The organism is Mesobacillus thioparans, assembly GCF_965138835.1.
Lineage (GTDB): Bacteria > Bacillota > Bacilli > Bacillales > Cytobacillaceae > Mesobacillus > Mesobacillus thioparans.
In genome coordinates, this window is the sequence record NZ_CBCSFH010000005.1 from 57,452 (window position 1) to 84,428 (window position 26,977).

At 45.3% G+C, this 26,977-nt stretch carries 26 protein-coding genes and 1 riboswitch; of the genes, 6 read left to right on the plus strand and 20 right to left on the minus strand.

Features of this window, described 5'->3' with window-relative positions; all coding sequences use genetic code 11:
- Nucleotides 1-82: 82 nt before the first annotated feature.
- The 7 genes from ACNAZ4_RS10280 to ACNAZ4_RS10310 all read right to left on the minus strand — a co-directional run bounded on the left by ACNAZ4_RS10280 (nucleotide 83) and on the right by ACNAZ4_RS10310 (nucleotide 8,759).
- On the minus strand, nucleotides 83-1,423 hold the full coding sequence (locus ACNAZ4_RS10280; protein ID WP_415814260.1) for a sigma-54-dependent transcriptional regulator: 1,341 nt from the start codon (nucleotides 1,421-1,423) through the stop codon (nucleotides 83-85).
- Nucleotides 1,395-3,617 (minus strand): ATP-binding protein, encoded by a 2,223-nt coding sequence (locus tag ACNAZ4_RS10285; RefSeq protein WP_415814262.1) that lies wholly within the window; start codon nucleotides 3,615-3,617, stop codon nucleotides 1,395-1,397. Before ACNAZ4_RS10285 ends, ACNAZ4_RS10280 begins: the two co-directional genes overlap by 29 nt.
- Complete coding sequence (locus tag ACNAZ4_RS10290) at nucleotides 3,614-4,618, minus strand: ABC transporter substrate-binding protein (RefSeq protein WP_415814263.1); 1,005 nt, start codon at nucleotides 4,616-4,618, stop codon at nucleotides 3,614-3,616. The genes ACNAZ4_RS10285 and ACNAZ4_RS10290 overlap by 4 nt, the downstream gene beginning before the upstream one ends.
- A 310-nt stretch (nucleotides 4,619-4,928) precedes the next feature.
- Nucleotides 4,929-5,825, minus strand: coding sequence for a phosphogluconate dehydrogenase (NAD(+)-dependent, decarboxylating) (gene gnd / locus ACNAZ4_RS10295; protein ID WP_415814264.1), 897 nt, complete (start codon nucleotides 5,823-5,825; stop codon nucleotides 4,929-4,931).
- A 130-nt stretch (nucleotides 5,826-5,955) separates the two neighbouring features.
- Nucleotides 5,956-6,816: a MurR/RpiR family transcriptional regulator gene (locus ACNAZ4_RS10300; RefSeq protein ID WP_415814265.1), complete on the minus strand. Its 861-nt coding sequence runs from the start codon at nucleotides 6,814-6,816 to the stop codon at nucleotides 5,956-5,958.
- 298 nt (nucleotides 6,817-7,114) lie between these two features.
- Nucleotides 7,115-7,864, minus strand: a complete 750-nt coding sequence (gene map / locus ACNAZ4_RS10305; protein ID WP_415814266.1) for a type I methionyl aminopeptidase — start codon at nucleotides 7,862-7,864, stop codon at nucleotides 7,115-7,117.
- A gap of 376 nt (nucleotides 7,865-8,240) precedes the next feature.
- The gene (locus ACNAZ4_RS10310; RefSeq protein ID WP_415814267.1) at nucleotides 8,241-8,759 is read right to left on the minus strand and encodes a type 1 glutamine amidotransferase domain-containing protein; all 519 of its coding nucleotides are present in this window, start codon (nucleotides 8,757-8,759) and stop codon (nucleotides 8,241-8,243) included.
- A 203-nt stretch (nucleotides 8,760-8,962) separates the two neighbouring features.
- On the opposite strand from ACNAZ4_RS10310, the gene ACNAZ4_RS10315 reads away from it, so the two are divergent.
- Nucleotides 8,963-9,238 (plus strand): late competence development ComFB family protein, encoded by a 276-nt coding sequence (locus tag ACNAZ4_RS10315; RefSeq protein WP_415814268.1) that lies wholly within the window; start codon nucleotides 8,963-8,965, stop codon nucleotides 9,236-9,238.
- A gap of 104 nt (nucleotides 9,239-9,342) precedes the next feature.
- On the opposite strand, the gene treR is transcribed toward ACNAZ4_RS10315, so the two are convergent.
- Nucleotides 9,343-10,068, minus strand: a complete 726-nt coding sequence (gene treR, locus ACNAZ4_RS10320; protein WP_415814269.1) for a trehalose operon repressor — start codon at nucleotides 10,066-10,068, stop codon at nucleotides 9,343-9,345.
- A 270-nt stretch (nucleotides 10,069-10,338) separates the two neighbouring features.
- Here treR and ACNAZ4_RS10325 point away from each other — a divergent pair, with 270 nt between their 5' ends.
- Entirely contained in the window at nucleotides 10,339-10,659 is a 321-nt protein-coding gene (locus tag ACNAZ4_RS10325) for a helix-turn-helix domain-containing protein (protein ID WP_415814271.1), read from the plus strand.
- Between the two features lie 102 nt (nucleotides 10,660-10,761).
- Here the strand turns inward: ACNAZ4_RS10325 and ACNAZ4_RS10330 are convergent, their stop codons facing one another.
- Together ACNAZ4_RS10330 and ACNAZ4_RS10335 are read right to left on the minus strand one after the other, a co-directional pair.
- Complete coding sequence (locus ACNAZ4_RS10330; RefSeq protein ID WP_415814272.1) at nucleotides 10,762-10,890, minus strand: anti-repressor SinI family protein; 129 nt, start codon at nucleotides 10,888-10,890, stop codon at nucleotides 10,762-10,764.
- 29 nt (nucleotides 10,891-10,919) lie between these two features.
- A riboswitch (cyclic di-GMP riboswitch) is annotated at nucleotides 10,920-11,005 on the minus strand.
- 217 nt (nucleotides 11,006-11,222) lie between these two features.
- Nucleotides 11,223-11,438, minus strand: a complete 216-nt coding sequence (locus ACNAZ4_RS10335) for a hypothetical protein (protein ID WP_415814274.1) — start codon at nucleotides 11,436-11,438, stop codon at nucleotides 11,223-11,225.
- A gap of 220 nt (nucleotides 11,439-11,658) precedes the next feature.
- Between ACNAZ4_RS10335 and ACNAZ4_RS10340 the strand changes: the two genes are divergently transcribed.
- Nucleotides 11,659-12,000 (plus strand): helix-turn-helix domain-containing protein, encoded by a 342-nt coding sequence (locus ACNAZ4_RS10340; protein ID WP_415814275.1) that lies wholly within the window; start codon nucleotides 11,659-11,661, stop codon nucleotides 11,998-12,000.
- A gap of 244 nt (nucleotides 12,001-12,244) precedes the next feature.
- Entirely contained in the window at nucleotides 12,245-12,913 is a 669-nt protein-coding gene (locus ACNAZ4_RS10345) for a nitrous oxide reductase accessory protein NosL (RefSeq protein ID WP_415814276.1), read from the plus strand.
- 71 nt (nucleotides 12,914-12,984) lie between these two features.
- Here the strand turns inward: ACNAZ4_RS10345 and ACNAZ4_RS10350 are convergent, their stop codons facing one another.
- The 7 genes from ACNAZ4_RS10350 to motA all read right to left on the minus strand — a co-directional run bounded on the left by ACNAZ4_RS10350 (nucleotide 12,985) and on the right by motA (nucleotide 19,780).
- A complete protein-coding gene (locus ACNAZ4_RS10350) occupies nucleotides 12,985-13,716 on the minus strand; it encodes an ABC transporter ATP-binding protein (RefSeq protein WP_415814278.1) in 732 nt (243 codons plus the stop codon).
- Entirely contained in the window at nucleotides 13,709-14,527 is an 819-nt protein-coding gene (locus ACNAZ4_RS10355; protein WP_415814279.1) for an ABC transporter permease, read from the minus strand. The genes ACNAZ4_RS10350 and ACNAZ4_RS10355 overlap by 8 nt, the downstream gene beginning before the upstream one ends.
- On the minus strand, nucleotides 14,524-14,985 hold the full coding sequence (locus ACNAZ4_RS10360) for a nitrous oxide reductase accessory protein NosL (protein ID WP_415814280.1): 462 nt from the start codon (nucleotides 14,983-14,985) through the stop codon (nucleotides 14,524-14,526). The genes ACNAZ4_RS10355 and ACNAZ4_RS10360 overlap by 4 nt, the downstream gene beginning before the upstream one ends.
- Nucleotides 14,982-16,328, minus strand: coding sequence for a nitrous oxide reductase family maturation protein NosD (gene nosD / locus ACNAZ4_RS10365; protein ID WP_415814281.1), 1,347 nt, complete (start codon nucleotides 16,326-16,328; stop codon nucleotides 14,982-14,984). Before nosD ends, ACNAZ4_RS10360 begins: the two co-directional genes overlap by 4 nt.
- Nucleotides 16,329-16,897: 569 nt before the next feature.
- Nucleotides 16,898-18,115 (minus strand): MDR family MFS transporter, encoded by a 1,218-nt coding sequence (locus ACNAZ4_RS10370; protein ID WP_415814282.1) that lies wholly within the window; start codon nucleotides 18,113-18,115, stop codon nucleotides 16,898-16,900.
- A gap of 104 nt (nucleotides 18,116-18,219) precedes the next feature.
- A complete protein-coding gene (motB, locus tag ACNAZ4_RS10375; RefSeq protein ID WP_415814283.1) occupies nucleotides 18,220-18,993 on the minus strand; it encodes a flagellar motor protein MotB in 774 nt (257 codons plus the stop codon).
- Entirely contained in the window at nucleotides 18,986-19,780 is a 795-nt protein-coding gene (motA, locus tag ACNAZ4_RS10380) for a flagellar motor stator protein MotA (RefSeq protein ID WP_415814285.1), read from the minus strand. Before motA ends, motB begins: the two co-directional genes overlap by 8 nt.
- 201 nt (nucleotides 19,781-19,981) lie before the next feature.
- Between motA and ACNAZ4_RS10385 the strand changes: the two genes are divergently transcribed.
- Entirely contained in the window at nucleotides 19,982-21,463 is a 1,482-nt protein-coding gene (locus tag ACNAZ4_RS10385) for a methyl-accepting chemotaxis protein (protein ID WP_415814287.1), read from the plus strand.
- A gap of 62 nt (nucleotides 21,464-21,525) precedes the next feature.
- On the opposite strand, the gene ACNAZ4_RS10390 is transcribed toward ACNAZ4_RS10385, so the two are convergent.
- The gene (locus tag ACNAZ4_RS10390; RefSeq protein WP_415814288.1) at nucleotides 21,526-21,900 is read right to left on the minus strand and encodes a DnaJ family domain-containing protein; all 375 of its coding nucleotides are present in this window, start codon (nucleotides 21,898-21,900) and stop codon (nucleotides 21,526-21,528) included.
- A gap of 173 nt (nucleotides 21,901-22,073) precedes the next feature.
- On the opposite strand from ACNAZ4_RS10390, the gene ACNAZ4_RS10395 reads away from it, so the two are divergent.
- Complete coding sequence (locus ACNAZ4_RS10395) at nucleotides 22,074-23,885, plus strand: solute:sodium symporter family transporter (protein ID WP_415814289.1); 1,812 nt, start codon at nucleotides 22,074-22,076, stop codon at nucleotides 23,883-23,885.
- Nucleotides 23,886-24,448: 563 nt separating this feature from the next.
- Here ACNAZ4_RS10395 and cydB read toward each other — a convergent pair.
- Both cydB and ACNAZ4_RS10405 read right to left on the minus strand, forming a co-directional pair.
- Entirely contained in the window at nucleotides 24,449-25,477 is a 1,029-nt protein-coding gene (cydB, locus tag ACNAZ4_RS10400; protein ID WP_415814290.1) for a cytochrome d ubiquinol oxidase subunit II, read from the minus strand.
- Nucleotides 25,467-26,819, minus strand: coding sequence for a cytochrome ubiquinol oxidase subunit I (locus tag ACNAZ4_RS10405; RefSeq protein WP_415814292.1), 1,353 nt, complete (start codon nucleotides 26,817-26,819; stop codon nucleotides 25,467-25,469). Before ACNAZ4_RS10405 ends, cydB begins: the two co-directional genes overlap by 11 nt.
- Nucleotides 26,820-26,977 lie beyond the last annotated feature (158 nt).

Below are 26,977 nucleotides of genomic sequence, written 5' to 3' on the forward strand. Positions count from 1 at the left end.
CAATTTTTATAGCGACTTTTTCATTTTTATAGCGAACTGGAAATTCCGCACGTTTTTTCCCAGTTCGCCGCCCCCATAAAAACTACTCTTTCAAACCATATTGATCAATTTTACGATAAAGGTTACGCACGCTGATGCCAAGCACGTCTGCTGCCTTTGTTTTGTTCCAATTCATCTGTTTCAGGGCATTTTCGATGTGTACTTTCTCGACTTCTTCCAGTGAGCAGAGCCTGGTTGTCCCACCAACGGGTGCAGCACCAACGGCAACCTGTTTCGGTAAAAGCAAATTGTCGGCTTCGATCAGACTGCCCTTTGACAAAAGCACGCCGCGTTCGATCAGATGGCTGAGTTCGCGGACATTTCCCGGAAAATCGTATTGCTCGAGTGCAGCAAATGCTCCCTCCGACAACTGCTTCGACGGGTCTTTCGTCCTCACAATAAAGTAATCAATCAGCGAAGGCAAATCGCCTTTTCGCTCACGCAGCGGAGGAATCGTCAGCTTGACGACATTCAACCGGTAATATAAATCCTCACGGAAACGTCCCTCGGCGACTTCTTTTTCCATGTCGCGATTCGTGGCTGCGACTACGCGAACGGTTACATGGCGCTCTCGAACATCGCCGACGCGACGGAATTCACCGGTTTCGAGGAAGCGCAGCAATTTTACCTGAAGCGCCAATGGCATTTCACCTAGCTCATCCAGAAACAGTGTCCCGCCTTTCGCTGCTTCGACCAGGCCTTTCTTATCCTGGCTCGCTCCGGTGAATGCGCCGCGGGAGTGCCCAAACAATTCGCTTTCCAACAGATGTTCAGGCAGCGCTCCAGAGTTCACCGGCACAAATGGCTCATCAGCGCGGCAGCTCCAATAATGGAGGGCCTTCGCGAACAGCTCCTTCCCGGTGCCGCTTTCACCCTCAATCAGGACAGGCACATCGCTGTCGGCAATCCGCCTAGTCATTTCCAATACTTCTTTAAAATTGGCACTGTCACCGATGATCCTGAATTCATTATGCTGGGCGATGATTTTTTTCATCGAGTCATTTTTCTCTTTGAGCGCTTTATTCTCGGCAGCCTTTCCGATCGTCAATTCCAGTTCTGAAAGATTATAAGGCTTGGTGATGTAATCGAAGGCGCCTACTTTCATCGCTTCTATTGCGGTATCGATCGTTCCGTGCCCGGTCAGGATCAACACCTCGATATCAGGCTGCACTTTCTTCGTTTCTTTTAAAAGCTCGATGCCATCCATCCCAGGAAGTCTGATATCATAAACGCCGATGTCGTATTCGTTCTTTTTCACAAGCTCGAGGGCATCCTCTGCGGTACCCGCGCTGTCGACATCGAACCCCTTCCGCTTTAGCCGCCTCACCAATAGCTCCAGCAAATCCTGTTCATCATCAACGACCAACAATCTTGTTGCTGACATCGTAGACCACCTCCACAGTTTCTAATCTTGAGTTCCGGTTGTCATCTGCATTGTCCGCAATCTGCTGGCCGGAAAAACTTTGTCCGGTTTCTCCTGCCGAATTTTCCACACCGCGCCAGGCATACACCGATCGTTCTGCCGGCAGCTGAATTTCAACCGTAGTTTCTTCCTCCGGTTTGCTGTCAATCGAGATTGTCCCGCCGAATTGCTGGATGATGCCGTAGCAGACGGATAATCCAAGTCCCGTTCCTTTGCCAATCGGCTTTGTCGTAAAGAACGGATCGAACAATTTATCCATGGCGTCTGCCGGGATTCCGTGGCCGCTGTCCGTCACTTTGATCGAAACCTGCCCACCATCATTTGCCGAGGCGGAGACGACCAGGCTACCTTCCGTTTCCATCGCATCAACCGCGTTATTAATCAAATTGACGATGACCTGCATCAGCTTAAGCCCATCACCACTCACCATCGGAAGCTCATCAGCGACCCGCAGTTCAAGCTGGATCCGCTGCTTTTTCAGCTGGTGTTCGACAAGGCTGAGGCTGCTTTCAATGATTTCCCTGACCCGTATATGATCTTCTGTCCAATCATTTTTCCGGGAAAAATTGAGCAGATTGTCGGTGATCTTTTTACAGCGCTCGGTATTCTCTTTGATTTTACGAAGATAGTGCTCCATCTCTTCTTCATCGAGGTCCTCATCACCCGCCTGGATTCTGTCGATCAAATCCTCCGCATACACATTGATCGTCGCCAGCGGGTTGTTGACTTCATGCGCAAAACTCGACGCCATGATGCCGAGCGCGCTCAGTTTATCGGTCTGAATCATCGTTTCTTCCATTTGTTTTTGTTCGGTAATGTCCTCGAGCACGACGAGGAACTCTCCTTCTTCCTCAATTGCGTGGTTCAGCGGGAATACCCTGTGCCTGAAGATCCGCTCGCCATTTGGGCCATCCTTGAACTTCATGACCTCATCGGCGATTTTATCAAGGTCGGGACAGGTAATCGGACAGTTCAGGCACGGTGCATTCTCTCCGCCAATCATCGCGTAGCAAGGCAGCGTCAGCCGGTCCTCCTTCAGCCACCCTTTTAAAATTGGATTCATCCAGGTAATCCGGTATTCTTTCGTCACAAGCGCAAGCCCGGCGCCAATCCCGTTCACCACGACATCAAGCCTTTCCTTCTCCTGCTCAAGCAACCTTGATTTTTCGAGCAGCTCCTTGCTCATGTCGTTGAAGGAATCAGCCAGTTTGCCGAGCTCATCGGTCCGCCTCATTTTCACAGGACTGATTTTACGTCCCTGCTTCAAATTGTTCATTTCCCGGTCAATCGAAACAATCGGCCTTGTAAAATAAAGCCCTGCCCATACGCTGATCAGGCTGACGGTTAAAATCATCAAGGCAACCGCTCCGATGCCGCTCTGGAACATCCGGTTAATCGGGGCGAACGCCGTGGCTTTCGGCTGCTCCATCACAAGCACCCAATCCAGGTCATCGATTTTTGCTGTTACGCCGATCTCATCCTTGGCTCCCGAAGCCTGCTTTTGCCATAGCTTGCTGTAATCCTGATGGGCAATGACCCGTTCTTTGTCGTCCAGCAAATAAATATAGGAAGAGTGGTCCTGGCGCATTGAAGAGATTTTTCCAATGATCTTCTGGAGCTGGACGACGACTCCGATTGCCTTCTTGCTATCGTCTTCATAAAAAGGGATTGCTAGCTTCATGACAGGCTGGCCATACTGGTTGAATTCCACCTGGCCATATACTTTGTCGCGGGTTTGCAGCTGGAACCACATATCATCCGTGAACCATCGCTCCCTATCGCCGGCGATGTTGAGTTCATAACGGGAAACCCTTTTTTCGACATAGCCTTTATCATCAGCGATGACGACCTCTTCAATCGATTCGCTTTGCTGCAAAAGTTCATAGAGAGCACTTTGCTCTTTATCCAATAGATTGAGCGAAGCCAGTACATGGATCCGCTGGAAGGTCTGGCTGAATTCGTATTGTATTTCCCGCGAAAGATTCTCAAGCACCAGATGCTGTTTTTCAAGGATCCTTGTTTCGAGGTCCGCTTTTACGAAAGAGTAATAAAACAGGCTGAGAAGCAGCAAGGGAATCGTCGACATCACCACGCCGAATACAAGCACCTTATTGCGGATAGTCTGGGATTGCATTAAATCCATCAACAATTTCATCGCTTCCTCCCTCCCTGTACTTCCGGATGGATCAGGTCAGCGATATGCAACAAATCCTGGTTATAGGTGATTCCTAGTGCGTCCTTCGTCTGCTGGTTCACGACAAACCGGATCCCGTCTGGCAGCTCAACCGGCAAATCGCCCGGTTTGTTGCCCTGCAGAATCAGGCTGACGAACCTGGAAGCCTGATATCCCTGGGAATAAAAGCTCGAACCGTAGCTAGCCAGCAGCCCTTTTTCTGCTTCAAAGTCATACAAGCCCATGGCCGGGATTTTTTTTTCGGACGTCAGCTTGACGATTTCATCTGTCAGCGATTCAATCCGGAAGCTCGGAAGAACGAGGATCGCTTCTTTTCTCCCGACTGATTTCCATAAAGTATCAAGACAATCCTTGGAAGCATCACACGGCTTGATTTTCACACCCAGTTGTCCTGCTGCATTCCTTGTTTCTTCAAGGCTTAGTTTGCTGACTTCAATCTTGCTGTCGTAAATCACATGCACCCTGTCAACTGCCGGCACAAGGGAGGTAAGCATCTCCAGCCGCTTGCCCGAGATGCTGGCATGGTAATTATTGATTCCGGTAAAATTTCCACCCGGGGATTTATAATCTTTGATCAGTCCGAGTTCCTTCGGCGCGGCCAGGCCTGCAAAAACAACCGGAATGTCGATACTGGCTTCATCCATTTTTTCCTTTAGACGAAGAGATTCAATTCCGCCAAGCGTCACGATCAGGTCCGGCTGCTCCTCAAGCAGCTGAACAATCTGCCTGTCAATCAACTCTTCATCATCTTGTGCATTTTTCACGGTAAAATGGATGTTTTTCGCGCTGTAACCGAGGTCCTTCAACCCTGCTTCCAGGCCTGTGAATTTCTCATAACGGTTTTCACCAATCATCAGGACGCCGATTTCAACAGAATCTTCTCCCTTCACCCCGAGAAAAGCATAAATTATAGCCGAAACGGCAACCGTTGTCAGGAAAAAGAAATACCACTTTGTTTTCACGTTCCGCGCCCCCATTTACCGTATTCACTACCACTATAACGGAAAAAGCAATGTAGCCATCTTGCAAAAAAGGATAATTTTATGAACAAGAACAAAAAGCGCAAGCGCCTTGGTCAGCCCCGACAAGCGCTGGAGAGCCGACCGATGAAGTCGTTCTTTGACTTCGTTGGGCGGACCGAAGCGACTCGAGGGGCTAGGCGCTGGAGCTGGATTAAGAAACTGCATGTAGTTATCCACATTTAAAACATTTATAAATCCATACAAAACAAAAAGGTCCCCCTCTACTAGAGGAGAACCTGATTTCTCGTTTTTATTTCTTTTCGACAGCGTGTCCGCCGAATTCGTTTCTTAATGCTGCGACAACTTTTCCTGTGAACGTGTCGTCTTCCAATGAGCGGTAGCGCATCATCAGTGACAGTGCGATGACTGGTGCTGCTGTTTGCAGATCCAATGCTGTTTCGACTGTCCATTTCCCTTCGCCTGATGAATGCATGACGCCTTTGATGCTTTCAAGCTTTGGCTCTTTGGAGAAGGCATTTTCCATCAGTTCCATCAGCCAGCTGCGGATGACTGAGCCGTGGTTCCAGACGCGTGACACTTCTTTGTAGTCGTAATCGAATGGGCTTTTCTCAAGGATTTCGAAGCCTTCAGCGATTGCCTGCATCATTCCGTATTCGATACCATTGTGAACCATCTTCAGGAAGTGGCCGCTTCCGACTTTTCCTGTGTAAAGATAGCCTTTTTCAATTGAGATGTCCTTGAAGATTGGCTCAACATGGGCAAAAACCTCTGCGTCTCCGCCAATCATTGTGCACGCTCCATTGCGAGCGCCTTCCATTCCGCCGCTTGTTCCTACATCCATGAATTGGATGCCGGCAGCAGAAAGTTTTTCTGCACGTCTTAACGTATCCTTATAGTTGGAGTTTCCGCCATCAATCAGGATGTCGCCTTCTTCGAGATACGGTGTGAACTTCTCGATCACCTGGTCGATCAAATCGCCGGCAGGAATCATCAGCCAGATCACGCGCGGCTTTGGCAGCATGTCCGCCATTGCCTGATAGTCCGCTGCAATCTCAGCGCCTTCTGATTTGATTTTTTGCATAGCCTCTTCATTTATATCATTCGCCACAACCTCATGGCCGTTTTCCATCAGATTCAATACCAAGTTATAGCCCATTTTTCCAAGGCCAACCATTCCTAGTTTCACTTCGATGCACTCCTTTTTATGTAGCTCTTTTCGTGTAGATTCCGGATAACGAATAGAGCTCAATGATAATATGATAGTATCAAATAATTTTTCATATGTATATGTTATTCAAGAAAATAATTTTCATCCGTCAATATCTTTTTATCGAAATCGCTTCCCTGATTTTCTGCAGATTTCCTAATGTCTGTTCCTGCCTGCGTACCGATACTGCCACGTGAAGCACATCCATCAGGCTTAACTGGACGAGTCTTGATGCCAGTGCCTCTGACCGGAAAAGTGTTTCGCGTGATGTGGTGTATAGAACATAATCCGCTTCCTTCGACAATGGCGACTTGTAATGCCCGGTGATTGCGATGGTCGCTGCCCCATTAGCTTTTGCTATTTTCAATGCTTCTATGACATCTTTATTGCTGCCGCTATGCGAAATCCCGACAGCCGCCTGCCCGGGGCCGAGCAGCGCAGCAGAAATGATCTGCTGATGGCCGTCACTATGGGCATTGCAATGGATGCCTGTCCGCAGGAATTTATGATAGGCATCAAGCGCGATGGCTGATGAGCCGCCTGATCCGTAAAAATCAATTCTTGAAGCTTGTCCAAGTACATCAATAATCTTCTCAAGCACTTTGGCATCCAGGAGATTCAGCGTTTCTTTCATTGCTTCGATATGTCCGGCGAAAACCTTTTCCGCAAGGGTTACGACCTCATCTTCTTCTTTTATTTCTTCATGGATATTCTTGATTGGTTCCACGAGTTCACTTGCCAGCGCGATTTTGAAAGCTTGATATCCTCTGAATCCAAGCCGTTTGCAAAAACGAAAAATTGTCGCTTCGGCAACAGAGGCATACTCTGCGAACTCGGTGATCGACAGATGGATGATTTCCTGCGTGTTCTTCAAAATATAATCTGCAACCGCCTTCTCCTTAGAGGAAAGCGATGAGTAGATGGCTTTTATTTTAACAATCACATTTTGACCTTTCAGTTCACTGGCCATTTAATTGCCCCCTTCCTGACGACTTTATTTTACCAAAAGATTTTCATCGATATTTATGGATGATGAAAATTTTTTTCACAGTAAGTAAAAAGAAAGGGCCAAACCCTGGTTCAGCCCGATGCACTAATTAATCTTGTATTGGTAAAAATGAACGGCAAAGCTCTTGTTCCGTTCGACGCAGGTATTAATCCTGTTCAGGTGAAAATGAACTACAAAACTCTTGTTCAGTCCGATACAGGTAATAATCCTAAATCTGGTAAAATGAACAACAAAACTCTTGTTCAGTCCGATACAGGTATTAATCCTGATCTGTTAAAATCACCGGCCCATCCTTCGTGATTGCGATTGTATGCTCATACTGGGCAGACATCTTGCCGTCCACCGTTCTTGCTGTCCAGCCGTTGTTATCCATCTTTGTTTTCCATTCTCCGACATTCACCATCGGTTCGATCGTGAATACCATGCCTTCCTTGAGCCTCGGTCCTTTGCCTGGCAGGCCATAATGAGGGATATCCGGCTTTTCGTGAATGACCGAGCCGATTCCGTGGCCGATGAATTCGCGTACAACTGAAAATCCTTCAGCCTCCACATAAGACTGGATTGCATGGCCGATATCGCCAACCCGATTCCCCGGTAATGATGCAGCAATCCCGCGATATAAAGCTTCTTTTGTCACATCCAGCAGCTTTTGCGACTGCTCGCTGACATTCCCCACAGCATAGCTCCAGGCCGAATCGGCAAGGGCACCGTTCAGGTTGACAACCATGTCGATCGTCACGATGTCTCCCTCGTTCAGGGCATCTTTCCGCGGAAAACCGTGGCAAACCTCATCATTGATGCTTGCACATGTTGCATATTGATAATTCCGGTAGCCTTTTTGTTCAGGTGTGGCTCCATGCTTTGTCAAGTAATCCTCAACAAACTGGTCAATTTCCCAGGTCGTCACCCCAGGCTTGATCAGTTTGCGCAACTCTTTATGAACAGAAGCAAGCAATTTTCCAGCTTCCTTCATATTTTCAATCTCTCGTGCTGATTTTAAAACAATCATTCCTTCATCTCCCTGATTCATTTCATCCTCTATATTATATTATCTTATACGTAAAATTTCGCAAAATGAACCAGTCCATCACAAGGTGAAAGGAAAATAGCCTTAGTTTTGTGGATTTCATCCCACTTTTCATGGTATTACATCCTAAAATTACTCTCTGCAATATTTTTTATAGCGAGTTTTTTGCTTTTATAGCGAGTTTTTTGCTTTTATAGCGACTTCTTCGGTTTTATAGCGAGTTTTTCGTTTTTATAGCGACTTTTTCATTTATATAGCGAGTTTCAACTTTTTATAGCGAATTGGAAATTACACTCGTTTTTTTCCAGTTCCGAACACAGTAAAAAACCCTTCTGCCTCAGCAAAAGGGTTCTTACTATTATTTTTCCAGCACCTTAAGTGATTCGCGGTTGAACGCTGGTATATCCTTCGGCTCTCTGCTTGTCACCAGCTGGTTGCAGCAGACGACGACTTCCTTGTCCTGGTATTTCGCCCCTGCGTATTCCATGTCGACACGGATTGACTTATAGCCTGTCGCTCCTCGGCCTTCGAGTGTCTTTGCAGTCAATAGCAACTGCGGGCCATGGCAAATCGCAAATACCGGTTTCTTCTCATCCATAAAGTACTTGGCGAATTTGACGAATCGCTCGTCCTCACGAAGTTGATCAGGTGAAAAGCCGCCTGGGATGAACAATGCGTCGAAATCTTCCGGCTTGACGTTGTCGATGCTTTCGTCAATCTTGACCTCAGCTTTGCCCTGCTTGCCTTTTACTGTCTTCCCTTTTTCTTTTTCGATTGTCATAACTTCATGCCCCGCTTCTGAAAAAGCGCGTGAAGGCTCAAGATATTCCACATCTTCAAATAGATCAGTTATTAAACAGGCAATTTTTTTACCCATGGATTCAACATCTCCTTTAATAATTTCTCCACTATTAAATGTTCCCTGTCTGCTGAAGCCAAAACATTGAAATACACTTCCACTTTTTAGTATAAAACAGTGAAAATAGACCTATCTTAAGTCGATGGGAAAAAAATCATTTTTTCTTGCCTGAATTCATCTATAATTTAGTGTAGGACAACCATAGGGAGAGAAGGAGCATCATGAATTTCGGATATACCAATGTAATGGAAGAAGTGGTTTCCACGCTTGTCAATGTGCTGATGATGAGTCCGGATTACCAGACGTTCTGCAATTGCCAGAAGTGCCGGGATGATATCATCGCCATCAGCCTGAACACTCTTCCAAGTCACTATGTCACTACGGAAGATGGCCGCAAGATGGTTTATGAACAGCTTAATACCCAGGAAAACAGGGCCTGGATCAATAAACGGATCATCAGTGCCATCCATCTTGTCGGAAAATACCCTAAGCATTAGACTTATTTTCACGTCTGAGGCAACAAAAGGGTGAAAACAGAGATAATAAAAGCTGCCTGCTGACAGCCCGGTCTTCAGGGCCTGCCATGGGGCAGCTCATTTTTTTATATGTTCTGGGTATCCATTCTTCTTGCGAAATCCACAAACCTGAACTTGTCCGGTCGGTGTCTTGATTCGGTATACTGGAAAAGTGTCGCATCATCGAAATAAATATAGTTTTTCACGATGACAATCGCGTGGAACCCTTCCATATCGAGAAGCTCCTGGTCCTCTGCATTTGGTTCCTCAACCGTGAATTCCTTCTTGGCAAAACTGATTTTTTTCTCCAGTTCCTTTTCAATATACTCAAAAATCGAGTTCTCACATTTATGGCGTGACAGCCCAGGAACATGTCTTTCGACAATAAAATCCTTATCGAGAATCACCCGTTCTTCATCAATATGCCTGACTCTTTTCACCTTCCAGGCCATCTCATCAATTTCCACATTCAATTCCCTGCCGATGTTATTTCCTGCCTGTTCGAGAACAAACTCTTCAACAGTTGTCTTCGCTGTTCCACCCATGTTTTCGGCCAGTTCTTTAAAGCTGATCAGCCCGGAAATCGGGAACTGGTGCCTTTTTAAATCGAGCACCAGCGAGCCTTTGCCGCGGATTTTTTGGATGAAGCCATTTTGCGCAAGAAGGTTCAGGGCTTTGCGGATGGTTTCGCGCGATGTTTGATACATATCGGCAAATTCATTTTCAGAAGGCAAAATCGTTTTCGCGGGATAATGCCCCTCCTGTATTTGTCTGGCGATTTCTTCATAAATCGATAAATACTTTTTCTGCATATCATCACCGTACCTTGTCTGATTGCTACCATTTTACCTTTTTTTAAATCAAAAGAATATAATAGAATGTTCCGTTTGCATACTATAAAAATTTATCGAAAAACTGCCGATAACTATAGTGACTAATTTTTTCCCAACCTTTTTATAAAAAAAACACCACAAAAACCGAAAAGATTGTTTATAATTGTTCTGTAGGGTGTTCTTAATATGGAACTATTTTATCAGATTTGTTATGATATAACTATAAATTGACAAGGTGTGTGGATTACTGTGATTGGTGAACGCGTCAAAAAACTTCGACAAGAAAAAAGAATGTCCCTATCCGAGTTGGCAGAGCAGGCTGGCGTCGCAAAATCCTATCTAAGTTCTTTGGAACGGAATCTGCAAACGAATCCTTCCATTCAGTTTCTTGAAAAGATCGCTGGAGTCCTGAATGTCCCGGTTGATCAATTGATCCATGAACAAGTCGACAAGGAAAATATTGATTCAGACTGGGTCAAACTTGTGAAGGAAGCAATGGATTCAGGGATCAGCAAAGACCAGTTCCGTGAATTCCTCGAGTTTAACAAATGGAGACTCAACAATAAATAATTTCAAGGGACAGCATTCTCGCTGTCCTTTTTTTTCACAAAATAAAAAGCACCTCTGTTACGAGCTGCCCGATTATTTGACGGTTATCTATGTATGAGTGGTTTATTCCTGTCCGTTCCCCAATAAAAACTCCCTGATTTCTTCTTTATTTATGCCCATTTCCAATGCTTCCGTGATCAACTGCATCCATTCTGTATCCAGTTCTTCGAAAATTACCTGTTCTTTAATCAAGTTCTTCCCCCCAAAATACAGTTAGTATTCCAGGCAGTCCGGCCATCCTAGCACTTTATACCTTAGATCCGTGACTTTGCGTCCTGATTTTTCAACCAGTTTGCCTTTATCTGATTCTTTTTTCCTTTAACTTTAATTCCCAATGTCATTGTACCCTGTTCTATATATTTAACATGTAAGAATTTGTCGGTGATCCAATGTAAATATCTTTCTTTTTCTTCCAAACAATTACAAAAAAACTGGTAAATAAGTCATTTTTCTGAAAATTGTAATCATTTCACTTATGCTTTTTGTCGCATTCTATCCTAAATTGTTGAACTCTTTTTATAAATTCACCCCCATAAATCTGAGGCTGGGCCTTTGGGCTGTTGAGTTTGCGAATATACTGCCGTTTTCCAGCGATGCTTGATGACCACTTTTTCAAGGCTGATGGCATTGAAGAACGGGTACCTTGTTAAATCATTTCTGCACACAGGACATAGCCATTCCCCCTGTTCACTGCTGCTATATGAGGGACGATTGCATCGATCGCAGTTTTTTCTGTACATTGCCATTTGCCTCCTTCAAATATTTTGTCCGGTGCTCCACTCGAGTATAGTTCAGAGGAACCATTTTTGAAAAAGTCCATAATAAGGCGAATTTTCTTAAAAAAGAACAAAAATCGTTCTTTTTTAAGAAATAGCTTCGATTATCACACTTTCTTGTGTTTTTTAAAGAATAAATTTGTTCGTTATAATGAATATAGTTGAAACTTAAGGAGATAACCAGATGAAGGTAGGAGAGAAGATTAAAAGATTACGGTTGGAAAGAAATTATTCTATTACCGAGCTTTCCCGAAAAGCTAAGGTTTCTAAGTCCTACCTCAGTTATATCGAGAGAGGCATTCAGGAAAACCCATCGCTCCAGGTGCTGTCACGACTTGCCCACAACCTTGATACATCCGTCGAAGACTTGATGGGGAAGCAAACGAAAAGGGCCGACACTGTTCCCGTTGATGAGGAATGGATCGGACTTGTCGATGAAGCGATAAAAAATGGCATCAGCAAAGAAGACTTTTCATACTACCTTGATTTCATGAAATTCAGGAGCCGTAGTGAAAGAGAAAAATAACGAGTATTATAGAATACCATTCAAGATTGCAATTTATACCTACTATTCCAAAACCAGCATTAAAAGCTGATTCCCCTATGTGTAATCTTATAAAAAATACTAAGACAGCGTGATGGCATGCCTCATGATTACTGTCATAAAATCGTCAAAAAAAATCTGTACATCTCACTTTTCCCCCACGATTTTTTCGCATTTTACTCACAACTCCCTGATAGGATTAAATTCGATCAAAGGAGGAGATTGTATGAAGAAATTACTTGCTGCTATGATGGCAATTTTATTGACGATATTCGTTTCAGCCTGCGGTGATGACTCTGCCAAAAGCGAGCCAAAAGAGGACAAGGATCCCGCAGCGACAGAAATGAATCATGAAGGAGCGGATGCCCATGAACACTCAGAAGGCCCACATGAACCTGGAATCGATGATGTTTGTGCTTTCTGCAATATGAAGGTATACCCTGAAAAAGATCCGATGGGAGTTTTCACGGCACAGGCGAAGACCAAAGACGGTGACTATGTGTTCTTTGATGATAGCGGATGCCTGCTGAATACCCCTAGACGCGATGAAGTGGAATTCGAGGAAAAATGGGTGCGTGACTACCTGACATCAGAATGGATTGACGCGGATGCCGCCATTCCTGTAAAAGCAGATATTAAAACACCGATGAAATATGGTTATGCGTTCTTCAAAGATCAGGAAAGCGCCGAGAAATTCATTGCCGAAAACAGCGATAAAAACGCGATGATTGCTTCATGGGAACAAATTGACCTGATGGCGAATGAAAGATTTATGAAAAAAATGAAGATGAATTCGGACAGCATGAATAAAGGTAGTGAAAATAATATGGAAGACATGAATAAAGATAGCGAACACAATATGGACGACAGCGACAAAGAAGACAGCGGTCATTGATAAGGAATAACAGTTAACGCTTTAATAAGAAAGCCTAAGAAAACTCCCGGCACCAGGTACCGGGAGTTTTCTTATCCATCATAAACGGAACTGGACTGATTGAAAAATACTTTTTCCAGCGGAAGATAACTGCCGTTAGGATTGACGAGCGAGTCGACGGTTTCGCAGATCTTCATCTGCCCTTCTTCCATGAAGGCAGCGCGGTCAGCGAGTTCCTCCACAAGACTGAGAATATGGGTAGTGAAGAAAATCGTCTTTCCCTGTCGCTTCTCTTCCTCGATGATTTCCTTGAATCGGAACACCCAGAGTGGGTCAAGACCATTGGTCGGTTCATCGAGAATCCGTAACGGAACATCCGGAAGCAGTGCCTGCGCCAAGGACAGCCGCTGTTGCATGCCTTTTGAATATTGCTTGATTTGCATATTGCGCACATCATATAAACCAACCTGCTGAAGTACTTCATTCACTCTTACATCCCCAATGCCTCTTAATCTCGCAAAGAATGTCAACACTTCAAGACCCGACAATTGGCGCTGGAACAGCATTTCATCTGGCATGTATGAAATCAGCTTTTTGAATTCATGGCTGCGCGGGTCAATTTCACTCCCGTCCAGCAAAACCTTTCCACTTGTCGGCTTCATGATTCCCGTGAGCATTTTGATCAACGTACTTTTACCCGCACCATTTCCGCCGCAAAGAGCGAAGATTTCCGGCTTATTAATACCAAAGCTGATATCGGTTACCTTTTTCGTCTCACTATAAACCTTAGCAAGAGCATCAATCCTGATCCACTCATCACTCATCTGCAGCACCCCTTTTCATCCTGCGGACAGAAATAATCACCGGCAAAATCATCCAGAGCAAGACAGCAAGAATAACCAGCATTTTGCCCATCATGCCATCCGCCCAGATCGTCAAATCATAAAGTCGCGGCCCAAATACCGATGCACCATCAAGCGAAAGGATCGACTGGACCCGGATCAATTCCACTGGATTCAGGAAGATCGAAACCGTCAGCATCGGCAGCAGCCATTGCTTCAACAAGAACATACTCAAACCCATGATGATGAATTCATAGAACAGGACCAGGAATGCCCAGACAATCAAGCTGAGGCCAAGCGCCTGGAACCGTGATTTGGAAATGGTCCCGATCACCATCGCCAGCGACAGGAAAATTGCCGCAAGCAATAAGGAGTAGAGATAAAATAATATCAGCAGCGACACATTAACGCCTGCCCCTAAAAAGAAAATCACCAGCAATGCCGCACCATATCCAAACGTCAGTACCGACCAGACGGCGACAAACAGCCCTGCATATTTTCCGAGGATGACACTCCATGGAGAAACAGGGTAGGTCAGCAGCAGCATCAGCCCCCGGTCCTCTTTTTCACCCGACAGGAACAGGCTGCCGATTAAAAGTGAAAGCAGGGGAATCAGCAATAAATTGATATTCAGGAGGCTTGCTGTCATCCTGTTGAAACCATCAAATCCTGAGCCACCGGTGTTCCCAAGGAAGGCAACCATGATGGCAAGTGATGAGAACAGAAAGCCAAAGCCGGCCAGCCAGTGGCTTCTCATCAACAGGGTAATCTGCTGCCTGGCAATATGCCTCATTGCTCCCAGCTCCACTCATGTTGTTTTAATAGCTTATAATCTAGCACTTCTCCCTTGCCCTGTTCTTTTACATATTGTTCAGCACTCTCCTTGTCCTTGAAGCTGACCACTCCATTTGCCATTGGTGTCCAGAAATCAGGATGGTACGCATGGAAAGCATTTTCCAGTTGTATCCATTCACCCGTGTCCACATCCCGGACGTATTTTTTGGCGGCCTTTTCTTCCTGAAGATCGGCTTCCTTCCCAAGGAACTCATCCATACAGCCGATATCATCAAACTTATATACTTCCCCATCAGCGGTAACGACTTCGGTGGCATAGTGCTCATGGGCAAGACCCATATTGCAGACTTCGCACACATCGATTTCCGCGTTGATTTCCTCCGGCTCCATCGCATCGTTGCTGCAGCCGGCAGCTGTCACTGAAAGCAGCAGTAATATCCCAAGCGTCTTGATCATCTGAATTTCCTTCCTTTCATAATGACAAATAACGCTATCACCATAAATATGATTCCAATCAGACCGGACCTCCATTGGCCCTTGTCCTGCTTAACAGCAGATGGCAGAATGGCTGCCGGTGCTACCAGCGGACGGGCATCATAAACCTCTGCCGATCCAAAGCTTGGAAATAAAGACTCCGCCTTTGTCCACAACTTTACCGACGGGCTTTCGAAAAAGAATTGCCAGTACGGTTGCTTGCGCAGGATACGGTCGTATAAAGAACCAGCCTTATAGGCCTCTTCGCCAATACCATCGCCCGAAAGGTCAAAACTGCTGTAATCATCCCAGTAGTTCCCCTTCAAGCCATCATCAAGCCTCATGTCTTCTCCCGAAATCTTGGACTGGACCACATTGCCGATAAAATTGTTTTCAGCAAAGAGATTTTTTTTATTTTTTCCGACGAATTCAAGTCCAACTTGATTTGCTGCAATCAGGTTCTTATTAATCGATATATTCTCTCCATTTTCCAATGATAGCCCTGTGCTGTTCCGCAAAATTTCATTGCGCTCAACGAGGATATTCTTCGTTTCATAAATGAGGATGCCAAAGCCACGGAAATGAAAATGATCGGTAACCCTGTTTTCAATGAATTTGATGTCTGAAGAATCCATCACCATGAACCCGGTCACATTCTTTTCGATATGATTCCTTCCCGCTGACACGCCCTTACTGAACATGAAATGCATTCCATATCGGGAATCGCTGACATGGTTCCCTGTCACTTTGATCTGTTCCGTAAAATCGTAGTAAATTCCATCCTGGACAGCGGTGATTTCATTTTCCTTCAGTAAGTGTCCGCCGCCCTTGAACATATGGATCCCGTTTCCACGCTTCGAAAAATGGGATTCATAACTGGATATGCTATTCTTCACAATCTGATTATCCTTGCTGTTGGCGATATAAATTCCATTATGGACATTATTCAAGCTATTGTTCTCGATGATATTTCCATCTGCCTTCTTAATGAAAATCCCGCTGTCCTCCTGTCCGGAACCGCTGTTTTGGATTCTCAGTCCTTTAACGATGACATCAGAAACCAAAACCTCAATGACATTGCCTTTTCCACCGCCATCAATTATTGCTCCATGTTCTCCGATTAAGGCAATTCGCTTATTAATCACGATATTTTCCTTGTACGTGCCCTGGGAGATTGTGAGAGTATCCCCTGCTGCAGCCTGATCAATCGCGTTTTGGATCGAACGGCCTTCCTCCACTTTTAGTTCTTTGGCGCTGGCATCAACAGGCATAAGCCAAAGAAGCAAAAGCATAATCAACCAAAATTGCCCTGGCAGCCTGTTCATACTGCCGCCACCTCCCGAAAAGTTTCTCATTTAAAACTAGCAAATAAATGTGATGAAATCTTGAAATATATGTTGGGAATCATTGAAGTCAAAAATGGTTTTTAACGTAGACAGTAAGAAAAACACTAAATCAAACTGTATTTTTCAGAATAATCAGTAATTAAATATGTCTATTTTGTGACAAATACAATATAATATAGGTAATATCTAAATCTTAATAACCCAGGAGGTTATGGACATGACCATTGTTCATATACTTAATTTCTCCATTCCGATTGTGATGATGCTGGTGATTGGTATCGCTCTCGATAAGATGTGCCAGCCAGATCCACCGGGTAAGGAAGCCGAGTAATGAATTGACCGGCTTCTTTTTTTTAGGGATTTTCCTACTTATTTTCCAATTCGCTATAAAAATGAAATTCTCGCTATATAAATGGGTTTTTCGCTATATAATTGGGATTTCTGCTATATTAATTATTTTCTCGCTATATAACATTCTGTCACAATGATTCATCTCTTTAAAAAAATACAAAAAGAGCAAGATTCTCAGCAGAATCTTGCTCTTTTTGCTAGTTTTCAAAAGCAGGAGGCGTTTTTTTCACAAAAATTCGGTTCCCCTGGACGAAAAACAGGATACTCCCAAGCACAGCCAGGGAGATGAATGTAAATAAGATGGTCCCGCCTGCTTCTTTCAGTAAAAATCCTCCTGCAATCGGGCCGAGGAAATGACCGATCTTCCGGAATTGTGCGGCTCCGAAATAAGTTCCCCTCAGTTCATCTGTTGCAAGCTGATCAACCAGATAACTGCTTGATGGGAAAATCAGTATTTCCCCTACTGTTATAAAGACAATCGCCGTGATGCCTGTGATCCAGCCAGAAACAAAGCTGAATGCCAGCATGCCTAACGACAGGAACACCGCACCGGCCATCATCACCTGCATCGTTTTGAACCTTTCCGCAAAGTGGCTGATTGGCATTTGCAGCAGGACGACCAGGACCGCATTGATGGAAAGCATCACGGAATAGACAAATACTCCGTTCGCAATCGACGATTCAAGATATTGCGGCACATTGGATTCCATTTGTGAATAGCCGAAATTAATGATGATGGTTCCCAATATCAAATATCTTAAAGCCTTATCTTTGCCGATGATTCTTAATGAACTGGCAACCGTTACTTTACTTGCGCCTTCAGCTGACTTGTTGCCGAGATCGTATTTCTTCATCATCAGTGCCAGGATCAAAACATAAAGAAAATACATAATGCCCGTCACCAGGAAAGCTGATTTTGCGGAAACCACTGCCAGATAGGCCCCAAGCAATGGCCCGACAGACGCTCCGATATTGATGGCCGTATATCGTAGTGAAAAGGCCCTCATCCTTTTGCTCTTTTCCGTCAAATCGGCAATCAAAGCCTGGCCGGTCGGTTCAAAGAATGACCCGCTCAAGCCATTCAATGCGTTCAGGATTATGAACCAGCCCGGTGTCTCAGCAATCATGAAGCCAAAATAGACAAGCGACATCGCAAACAATGAACTAATCATGACTGGCTTGCGGCCGTATCTGTCTGACAAATGGCCGCCCAGAAAACCGCCGATCACGCCAGATAACGGGCTGATTCCAATCGTCAATCCAATCAATACAGGATGCAAATCAAGATTCCTAGAAAGGTAGATGGCCAGGAACGGCAGGGTTGCGAACGCTGATCCCCTAGCAAGGACAGTCCCGCTCAGCAGTATCCAGACAATCGGGTGAAATTGGCGATAATAGTTTTTTAGTTTATTCATTTTTTTACCTCGGAAAGTTAGATTCCTAAATCATAGCAAATATCCAAAATTATGAAAATACCCCAAATAAAAACCGCCACCATTTTGTCTGGCAGCGGTTTTGACTATTGACCCGGATTATTGCTTGTTCGCGGAAGGATCAGGATTTCTACCCGGCGGTTCCTTGCCTTGCCTTCTGCTGTGTCATTCGTGGCGACTGGCTGGAACTCGCCAAACCCTTTTGCGCTGAACCAGCGAGGGTCGAGCTGATCATTTTTCAAGATGATTTTCATGAATTCAACGGCCCTCATGACGCTCAGTTCCCAGTTCGATTCATATCTTGCAGTCCGGATTGGCACGTTATCTGTATGTCCACTGATGATGATGTTCCGCGGCGGCTCCATTACCAGCAAGTCGGCAATTTCTTTGGCAATGTTGATATCCGATGAACGGACCTCCGCCCTGCCCGACTCAAACAGGACATTGTCACGGATTGTCAGCAGCAGACCCTCGTCCGTCAGCTTCGTATTCAGCTTGTCTGTCAGCTTTTTATCTTCAATATAGGAGTTGACCTTCTGCTGGATGGCCAGAAGCTCCATCTGGTCCTGTGCAACATCTGTGTCATCCTTATCATTCTTTTTGACGTCTTCCTTGCGTTCATCAGGCGATTCCATCTGTCCTTCCGGCATCGGGCTCTGGAATTCGAAAACACCGGTTCCCCCCGAGAATACATCACTGAATGCTTTGGATAGCTGCTGGAACTTGACGGCATCGACCGAGCTCATTGCGAACAGGACGATGAACAGCGCGAGCAGGAGCGTCAGCAAGTCCGCATAAGGGATCAGCCATGACTCATCCATATGCTCCTCGTGATGCTTCTTCTTCCTTTTCCTACTCATCCTTCGTCACGCTGCTTTCTTCAAGGATTAGTTTCCGTTCGCCAGCTGGCAGATAGGAAGCAAGCTTTTGCTCGATCACCCGCGGCGCTTCACCCTCAAGGATTGAGAGAATGCCTTCAATCATCATGTATTTCACTTGTGCTTCCTGCTTTGATTTGCGCTTCAACTTATTGGCGAATGGGTGCCATAACACATAACCGGTGAAAATCCCCAGTAATGTCGCCACGAACGCCGCACTAATCGCCCTGCCAAGCTCATCGGTATTGTCCATATGGCTGAGTGCGGCAATCAGGCCAACTACCGCCCCAAGGACCCCGAGCGTCGGCGCATATGTGCCAGCCTGGGTGAAAATGGCCGCGCCTGATAAGTGGCGCTCCTCCATGGCTTCAACCTCTTCTGTTAAAACATCCCTGATATAGTCGGCACTCTGACCATCCACTGCAAGCGATAAGCCATTTTTCAGAAAATCATCATCGATTTCACTTGTTTTCGCTTCGAGCGCAAGCAAGCCTTCCTTTCTGGCAAGCTGGGCCCAATCAGAGAACAGGCGGATCAATGACGGCAAATCAGCACTTTCCTGTTCCTTGAAAAGGATTTTAAACAATTTAGGCACTTTTTTCAGTTCTCTTCCCGGAAACGCGATTGATACCGCCGCAACAGTACCCACGATTATGATTAAGAAAGCTGCCGGATTCACAAGCGCATTGATGTTTACACCCTTCAACACCATCCCGACTCCGACCGCAATGATCGCTAATATGACACCAATGATCGACGACTTATCCATGTACGACTCCCCTGTCTGCTTTACTTCTATTTCTGTCTCTAGCTTTAACTGTCATAATATCTCTTTTTATTTCGACATATTTTTAGAAATCTTAAGTGATTTAGCAATCAAAAATAAATTTTAGCCAGGCAATTAAGATTGTGAATTTCTATGCCGATATAACATGTGCAAAGACAATTGATTAGTCGAGGAGGATTTTACGTGGAGGCTATTGAAAATCTCCGCAGGCAGGATACGAAAAAGAAAAACATCTTGATGCTCAGCACCTATTCGGTATCCTTGATTGCGACTTCTGCCTATACTCTTATTGAAAAAGAACCATTAATTAAAACAATGGTTTATGTAAGTGAATTAACATTTTTCATCCTGTTCTTCCTGATTTTCCAGCTCTGGCTTAAGAAAGCGGCACTTTTCCCTTATACCGCTTTTGCTGCGATCTTCATCCATCACTTTACCTATATCGGGATGTTTGGTGGCAATGGGGCATTCTTGCTGGTACTGATTTTCCTGGCTGTTTTCTCCGCCATCCATTTTAACCTGAAAGTCTTTCTAACCGGCTACATTCTGGGCCTTGCGGCAATTGTATCGAACATTATGCTGGCCAAAGCAGATAATGATTTCCTCAGCGCTAATTTTGCTGCGATTTTACTCTGCTACATTTTAATTGGTGCAGTCCTGTTCGTATTGATCCGTTTAAACCACAATACGTATAAGTCACTTGAGGCCTTTCTTACCGCTTCAGAAAATGAAAAAGCGCGTAAAGAAGAACACAGCTCTATGCTGCATCGTGAGCTATTGGTCGTGACAGAGAGTCTCGGTAAGATCAATGACCAGATCCAGACCCACCTGACTTCTCAAACAGAAATGAAAATCGCTGTAAATGAGATTTCTGCAGGTAGCCAGGTCCAGACCGAACAAATCAACCAAATTTCCGAAAATGCAGAGCTGACAAAACAACGGATGGATGAAATGTCCGATATGTCAGTACAGCTTTCAGACAATACTCTACAGGCTGCCAAAGCATCAGAAAACGGTTCTGTAAAAATTAGCGAGCTCCAAGGTGATATGAAGGAGCTGGCCGCTTCGATTTCCGAATTAAGCGAGACATTCTCGATGCTGACGAGGAAAATCGAAGAAACGAATGGCTTCATCGTCAATATCCGCAACATCACTGAACAAACGAATCTGCTTGCCCTGAATGCTTCGATTGAAGCTGCACGTGCTGGCGAGGCTGGCAAAGGCTTCTCCGTCGTTGCCAATGAAATTCGCAAGCTAGCGGAAATGACGAAGGAAACCGCGATGCTGATCACGGAGAACCTTACTTCTGTGAATGAAACAAACTCAGCGGCACTGGAAAAAATGAATGACAGCAGTGCAAAACTGGCAGAAAGCCGGACCGCTGTCGAGGAAGTGTCCGGTTTCTTCGCAGATGTCAGTTGCACTTTGCAAGTGCTGACAAATCAATTCAGTCAATTCGAATTGATGGTTGGCGATGTCCAGAACCAGACTGGTGATGTCGATGCATCGACACGTGAGCTGGCTGCGATCATCGAGCAGGCAACTGCCGGCCTTGAAGAAATGAACGCAACGATTGAAACTCTGAACGACGATAACCAGACAATCGCCGCATATGTAAGCCAAACAGCAGGAGCTGCTGAAAAAATCAAAACGCTCGGTGCCTAAGCATCCAACAGGCACATGATAACAGAAGGGCCAGGCTGGATTTATCCGCCTGGCCCTTTACTTTATAATAGTTTCTTTTCTATTTTTCGCTCGTAATTTTTAAACAACGAAGAATTTGTTCGGGCACCCCTGCTGGACATGATTTTATTGTACTTCAGCAGCTTGGCGCTCAGTTCCTGGTTCAGCCTGCTTTTTTCTTCAGGATTTTCGCATGTCCGGATCAAATCTTCAATCGACATTACTTCCTGCCTCAGCCTCTGCTCTTCTGGTGAAAAACCAGCGTTTTTCAGCATCTTGTACGCCATTCTAAGATTTTCCGGCACAGCTGACAAATCTTCCAGATTCAACGGTTTCCCGTAGCCTGGCAAGTTTTCAAACTCTCCATCTTTATAGGCACGCTTGATACGATCCTCCGACACCACCATTGAAAAATCCATCTGAACCACTCCAGTCCATTAAATTCATCATTACTACTATTAGTATATAACTTTCATCCATTTTTTTCTAATCTAAGTATTTGGAAAAAAGATTTTATCGCGTTAAAGGTTTAGAGAGTCAGCAAGCAGGCTATTAAATAGTAAAAAAATTACACATCAAGGGGTGTCATTGCATGATTATTGGGGGAATTGGATTCACTCTTATCACGGCTGCTTTTTTCATGAGTCTGGTGGCCTGGTATTCCTATATAAAAACGAAAGGGGAAGTCAGTGATACAGCTGGTTATTTCCTCGCTGGACGTGGCCTGACTGGCGGTTTCATTGCCGGCTCTCTGCTGCTTACCAACCTGTCGGCAGAACAGCTTGTCGGCTTGAATGGCCAGGCTTACCGCACCAATCTATCAAACATGGCCTGGGAAGTTACCGCGGCATTCGCCATCATTATCATGGCCACCTACCTTCTGCCGAAATACCTTGGAGGGAACTTCACCACCCTTCCCGAGTTTTTGAGCAAACGGTTTGATGAAGGCGTAAGACAATACACTGTACTTCTGTTCATGCTCGGGTACATACTCGTGACTGCACCTTCCATGCTTTATTCTGGTGCCCTGGCTGTCCTGCAGCTTTTCAATGTCCCTGAACTGTTTGGCATTTCCTACGAAGCATCTGTATGGATCGTCATCTGGATCATCGGCATCATTGGCGCCATCTATGCGATCTTCGGCGGACTCAAAGCTGTGGCCATTTCAGACACTTTAAATGGTGTCGGATTGATCATCATCGGACTGCTCGTTCCGATACTTGGGCTGATTGCCTTAGGGGACGGCAGTATCGGCGATGGCATGAAACAAATCGCTACTACGGATACGGAAAAAATGAACTCCATCGGGACCAAACAGGATTCCGTGCCGTTCGGGACCATTTTTACCGGCATGATTTTCGCGAACCTTTTCTACTGGGCTTCCAATCAGTATGTCATCCAGAGAACCCTTGGCGCAAAAAGCCTTGCAGAAGGACAGAAGGGTGTCTTGATCTCCGGTTTTTACAAGCTGCTCGTGCCGCTGACAATGATGATTCCCGGCGTCATAGCCTTCCACATGTATGGAGGTGGACTGAAATCAGTTGATCTCGCCTATCCAACATTGATTTCCGATGTGCTGCCAAAGTGGATGTCAGGCTTTTTCCTGGCCGTCCTCCTCGGTGCCGTCCTGAGCTCATTCAATTCGTTATTGAACAGTGCGGCGACGATGTTCGCGCTCGATATCTATAAAGCAGGCTTCAACCGGAATGCAGATGACGCGAAACTGATTTTCGTAAGCAAAATCGCCGGTACGCTGCTGGCAGTGATCTCATTATGTATTGCACCATTGTTGATGAACGCACCTGAAGGATTATGGGACCTGATCAGGAGATTCACAGGCTTTTTCAATATCCCAATCATCGCCATCCTGCTTGTCGGTATCTTCTCAAAACGCATACCGGCACTGGCAGCAAAGGTCGTCATCATCTTCCATGTCATCACCTACTATATGCTTGTCTGGGGAACCCAGCATTTGTTCGATTATGCTGTGCCAATCCACTTCATCCATATTTACGCCATCCTGTTCGTGGCTGAAGTCGCCATCATGATCGGGATTGGAATGTGGAAGCCAAGAGCAACACCATATACCTTCCGCTCAGAAGCAGCAGTTGACATGGTTCCATGGAAATACACATTGCCAGTATCCGTGATCCTGCTCGCATTCGTTGCCATCACTTATTTTGTGTTTTCCCCGATCGGATTAGCTTACGACGGCGGTTATGTATCCACAGCATTCTGGCCAATCATCGCGGGAATCGTAGCAGTCACGGCAGTCCTATCATACACTTCCATAAAAAAATGGAACAAATCATATGCCAGCTACCTGCTAAAAGAAGAGAAAACTACTGAAAGAAAAATTGCCACCAAAGCTAGTATCAAAACGACCGTTACTGATTTAACATAAACATCGGACCTATTAGAGTGAATCTAATAGGTCTTTTTCATGATGTTTCACTCATGCTTGCCTTATTGTTTTTTATTAGATATTTTGGAGTGGCACTCTGGTCGAAATGTCTAAGAAATCTCTTTTTATAGACATTTTGGGGCCCTGCTTTGCCCGAAATGTCCATGAAACCCCTTTTAATAGACATTTCAGAGCGCGACTTTGCCTGAAATGTCTATTAAACCCATTTTTATAGACATTTCAGAGACCAACTTTGCCCGAAATGTCCATGAAACCCCTTTTAATAGACATTTCAGAGAGCGACTTTGCCTGAAATGTCTAAGAAACCTCTTTTTATAGACATTTTGGAGCACTGTTTTGGCTGAAATGTCCAATAAACCTCTTTTCTTAGACATTTTGGAGCGCAACTTTGCCTGAAATGTCTAAGAACCCTCACTTCATAGACATTTTGAAGCCCTGCTTAATCCAAAATGTCCAAGAAGCGACTTAGCCTGAATGTACTAAGCTTCCCTGCTAAGATCTTTCTGCAAAAAGAAGGCGTCTGGTTGTCCAGACGCCCATTCTTATTGGTATCCTTTTGCATTTTCTTTTAGAATTTTGTCTTTGAACAATGTGTAGCTCCATGATTGGTAGGCAAGGATAATTGGCACGAAGATGATGGCGACGATGAACATGATGGTCAGGTTGAGCTTGCTTCCTGCTGCATCAAAAAGACTGACACTGTAGGAGCTGTCAATTCTTGATGGCAGCATGTTCGGGAACATCCCGATGAAGCCGAACGCCATTTTTGTGAAGATCGTTATGCAGACTGCAGTGAATGCATAGCCGATTTTCTTTTTAAAGATAAAGTAAGCCGACCCAAGCATCGCGGCCAAGGCGAGAATCGGTACGATCCAGAGGACTGGATGTTCAGAATAGTTATCCAGCATTGGCGTCATGTTCACCGTTGCCAGAAAGAATAGGGACAGCATTGCTGGGGCCACTCCTGCCAACACACGTGAAATCCTATACGCACGGACCGCGGTTTGTCCTGATGTCTTCAACTGTATCCATAATGACCCGGATAGCAGGAACAGCGAGACAAACAATAAACCGCCTAAGATGCCGTAACCGTTGAGAAGGCTGAACAGGTTCCCTTCATAGCCATTTTTCCCGATCATCAGGCCGCGATACAAATTGGCAAACGTCACCCCAAACAGGAAGGCAATCAGGAAGCTTCCGGCAAAAAAGCTCCATTTGCAGGCTGCCTGCCAGATCGGATTGTCATCCTTGTGCATGAATTCGAGCCCGACCGCCCTGATGAACAAAGCAATCAAGACAAGGAATAAAGGAGTGTATAAAAAGCTGAACATATCTGCATAGACAGCGGGGAATGCCGCGAAGGTCGCGCCTCCGGCAGTAATCAGCCACACCTCGTTCCCGCCCCAGAACGGCCCGACTGCTTCCTGGAGCTGATTTCGTTCCTGGCGGTTTTTCGCAGTGAACGGCAAAAGCATGCCTGTTCCGAGCGTGTATCCATCAAGAATGAAATAAACGGTCCAGATCAATCCCCAAAGCCCGAACCAAATAATCGCAAGTGTATCATGAGACATGCTTCACGCCTCCTTCAAGACCATATCGGACCTCTGACTCCGGCCCTTTTTTCGCATACTTAATGATCAAATAAACATCTGCAATCAGCAGAACTGTGTAGAAAATCACGAGCGCTGCGAGCGAGAAGACCACTTGTGAAACAGCAATCGGAGATACACCTTCTGAGGTCTTCATCAATCCATAGACCACCCACGGCTGCCGTCCCGCTTCTGCCACCATCCACCCAGCGTTGATCGCAAGGTATGGAAGAAGCACGGAGTAAAGGACGAGTTTCAAAAATCTCGGAGAGCTCTCCAGTTTATTTTTACGATACAAATACAATCCATACCACGATACAACCAGGAAAAAGACGCCGAGCGCGACCATCACCCTGAAGGCGTAAAACACTAGTTCAACATTCGGCCGTTCATCCTTCGCTATATCATTCAGGCCGGTTACCTCTCCATCGAAGGAATTTGTGTAAAAAAAGCTGCCAAGCTTAGGAATGCTGATTGCTTCGAACGCATTCCGCTCATTTTCCTGATCCGGAATCTGAATGAGATGGAAAGGCATGTCCTTCTGGGTTTCCCAGACTGCTTCCATCGCGGCTCCTTTGGCCGGCTGCATTTTAGCCGCGAATACTCCGGACTGATGGCCGATGAATGGCGTCAGCGTCGCCGAGAACAGCGCCATGGCCAACCCGTATTTGAAAGATTTTTTATAAAACGCTGTTTCATTTTTCCTCAGCAAATGATAGGCACTGATGGCCATCATGAAAAATGCGCCGACGATATACGCACTCACGACTGTATGTACGAACATATACCATGCATAAGGATTGGTGACGAGCTCCGTGAAGCTGTTCAGCTCGACGCGGCCATTTTTCAGGACATAGCCGACCGGATTCTGCATGAAACCATTGGCCGTGATGATCCAAAGTGCGGAGATATTCGTGCCAAGTGCGACCATCCAGATCGAAATCGCCCGCAGCTTCGGTGAAAACTTGTCCTTGCCGAACAGCCAGATGCCCATGAAGGTCGATTCAAGGAAAAAGGCAGCCAGTGCTTCAATCGCGAGCGGCGAACCGAAGATATCCCCCATATACTTCGAATACTCAGACCAGTTCGTCCCAAATTGGAACTCCATCGTGATTCCCGTGATGACTCCAAGCACAAAGTTGATTGCGAACAGCTTTCCCCAATAATTCGCCATCCGCTTATATGTCTGGTCAAGGGTTCGGGCATACTTCGTCTCCATGATGGCAACAAGAATGACCAGCCCCAGCGTCAGCGGTACAAACAGAAAATGATAAAACACAGTAACAGCAAATTGGATCCGGCTTAATATCAGGACCTCATCCATTTTTGGTTCCTCCCAAATTCAATAGTTTGTGAAATGGTTAACATAATGATAATTCTATTTTAAAAAAACTTTGTGTGTGATATTGCAGATTTTTGTAGATATTTTGTGACATTTTTCCATTATATTGTGATGCGCGTCACAGACATGTGCCTAAGCCA

Coding starts and splice junctions, on each gene's coding strand:
- ACNAZ4_RS10285 (WP_415814262.1), bottom strand. CDS start 3,617: ATGAAATTGTTGATGGATTTAATGCAATCCCAGACTATCCGCAATAAG.
- ACNAZ4_RS10315 (WP_415814268.1), top strand. CDS start 8,963: ATGAATTTCGGATATACCAATGTAATGGAAGAAGTGGTTTCCACGCTT.
- treR (WP_415814269.1), bottom strand. CDS start 10,068: ATGCAGAAAAAGTATTTATCGATTTATGAAGAAATCGCCAGACAAATA.
- nosD (WP_415814281.1), bottom strand. CDS start 16,328: ATGAACAGGCTGCCAGGGCAATTTTGGTTGATTATGCTTTTGCTTCTT.
- ACNAZ4_RS10340 (WP_415814275.1), top strand. CDS start 11,659: ATGAAGGTAGGAGAGAAGATTAAAAGATTACGGTTGGAAAGAAATTAT.
- ACNAZ4_RS10280 (WP_415814260.1), bottom strand. CDS start 1,423: ATGTCAGCAACAAGATTGTTGGTCGTTGATGATGAACAGGATTTGCTG.
- ACNAZ4_RS10370 (WP_415814282.1), bottom strand. CDS start 18,115: ATGAATAAACTAAAAAACTATTATCGCCAATTTCACCCGATTGTCTGG.
- ACNAZ4_RS10360 (WP_415814280.1), bottom strand. CDS start 14,985: ATGATCAAGACGCTTGGGATATTACTGCTGCTTTCAGTGACAGCTGCC.
- ACNAZ4_RS10310 (WP_415814267.1), bottom strand. CDS start 8,759: ATGGGTAAAAAAATTGCCTGTTTAATAACTGATCTATTTGAAGATGTG.
- motB (WP_415814283.1), bottom strand. CDS start 18,993: ATGAGTAGGAAAAGGAAGAAGAAGCATCACGAGGAGCATATGGATGAG.
- ACNAZ4_RS10350 (WP_415814278.1), bottom strand. CDS start 13,716: ATGAGTGATGAGTGGATCAGGATTGATGCTCTTGCTAAGGTTTATAGT.
- map (WP_415814266.1), bottom strand. CDS start 7,864: ATGATTGTTTTAAAATCAGCACGAGAGATTGAAAATATGAAGGAAGCT.
- ACNAZ4_RS10355 (WP_415814279.1), bottom strand. CDS start 14,527: ATGAGGCATATTGCCAGGCAGCAGATTACCCTGTTGATGAGAAGCCAC.
- ACNAZ4_RS10390 (WP_415814288.1), bottom strand. CDS start 21,900: ATGGATTTTTCAATGGTGGTGTCGGAGGATCGTATCAAGCGTGCCTAT.
- ACNAZ4_RS10345 (WP_415814276.1), top strand. CDS start 12,245: ATGAAGAAATTACTTGCTGCTATGATGGCAATTTTATTGACGATATTC.
- ACNAZ4_RS10300 (WP_415814265.1), bottom strand. CDS start 6,816: ATGGCCAGTGAACTGAAAGGTCAAAATGTGATTGTTAAAATAAAAGCC.
- ACNAZ4_RS10335 (WP_415814274.1), bottom strand. CDS start 11,438: ATGTACAGAAAAAACTGCGATCGATGCAATCGTCCCTCATATAGCAGC.
- ACNAZ4_RS10395 (WP_415814289.1), top strand. CDS start 22,074: ATGATTATTGGGGGAATTGGATTCACTCTTATCACGGCTGCTTTTTTC.
- ACNAZ4_RS10405 (WP_415814292.1), bottom strand. CDS start 26,819: ATGGATGAGGTCCTGATATTAAGCCGGATCCAATTTGCTGTTACTGTG.
- motA (WP_415814285.1), bottom strand. CDS start 19,780: ATGGATAAGTCGTCGATCATTGGTGTCATATTAGCGATCATTGCGGTC.
- cydB (WP_415814290.1), bottom strand. CDS start 25,477: ATGTCTCATGATACACTTGCGATTATTTGGTTCGGGCTTTGGGGATTG.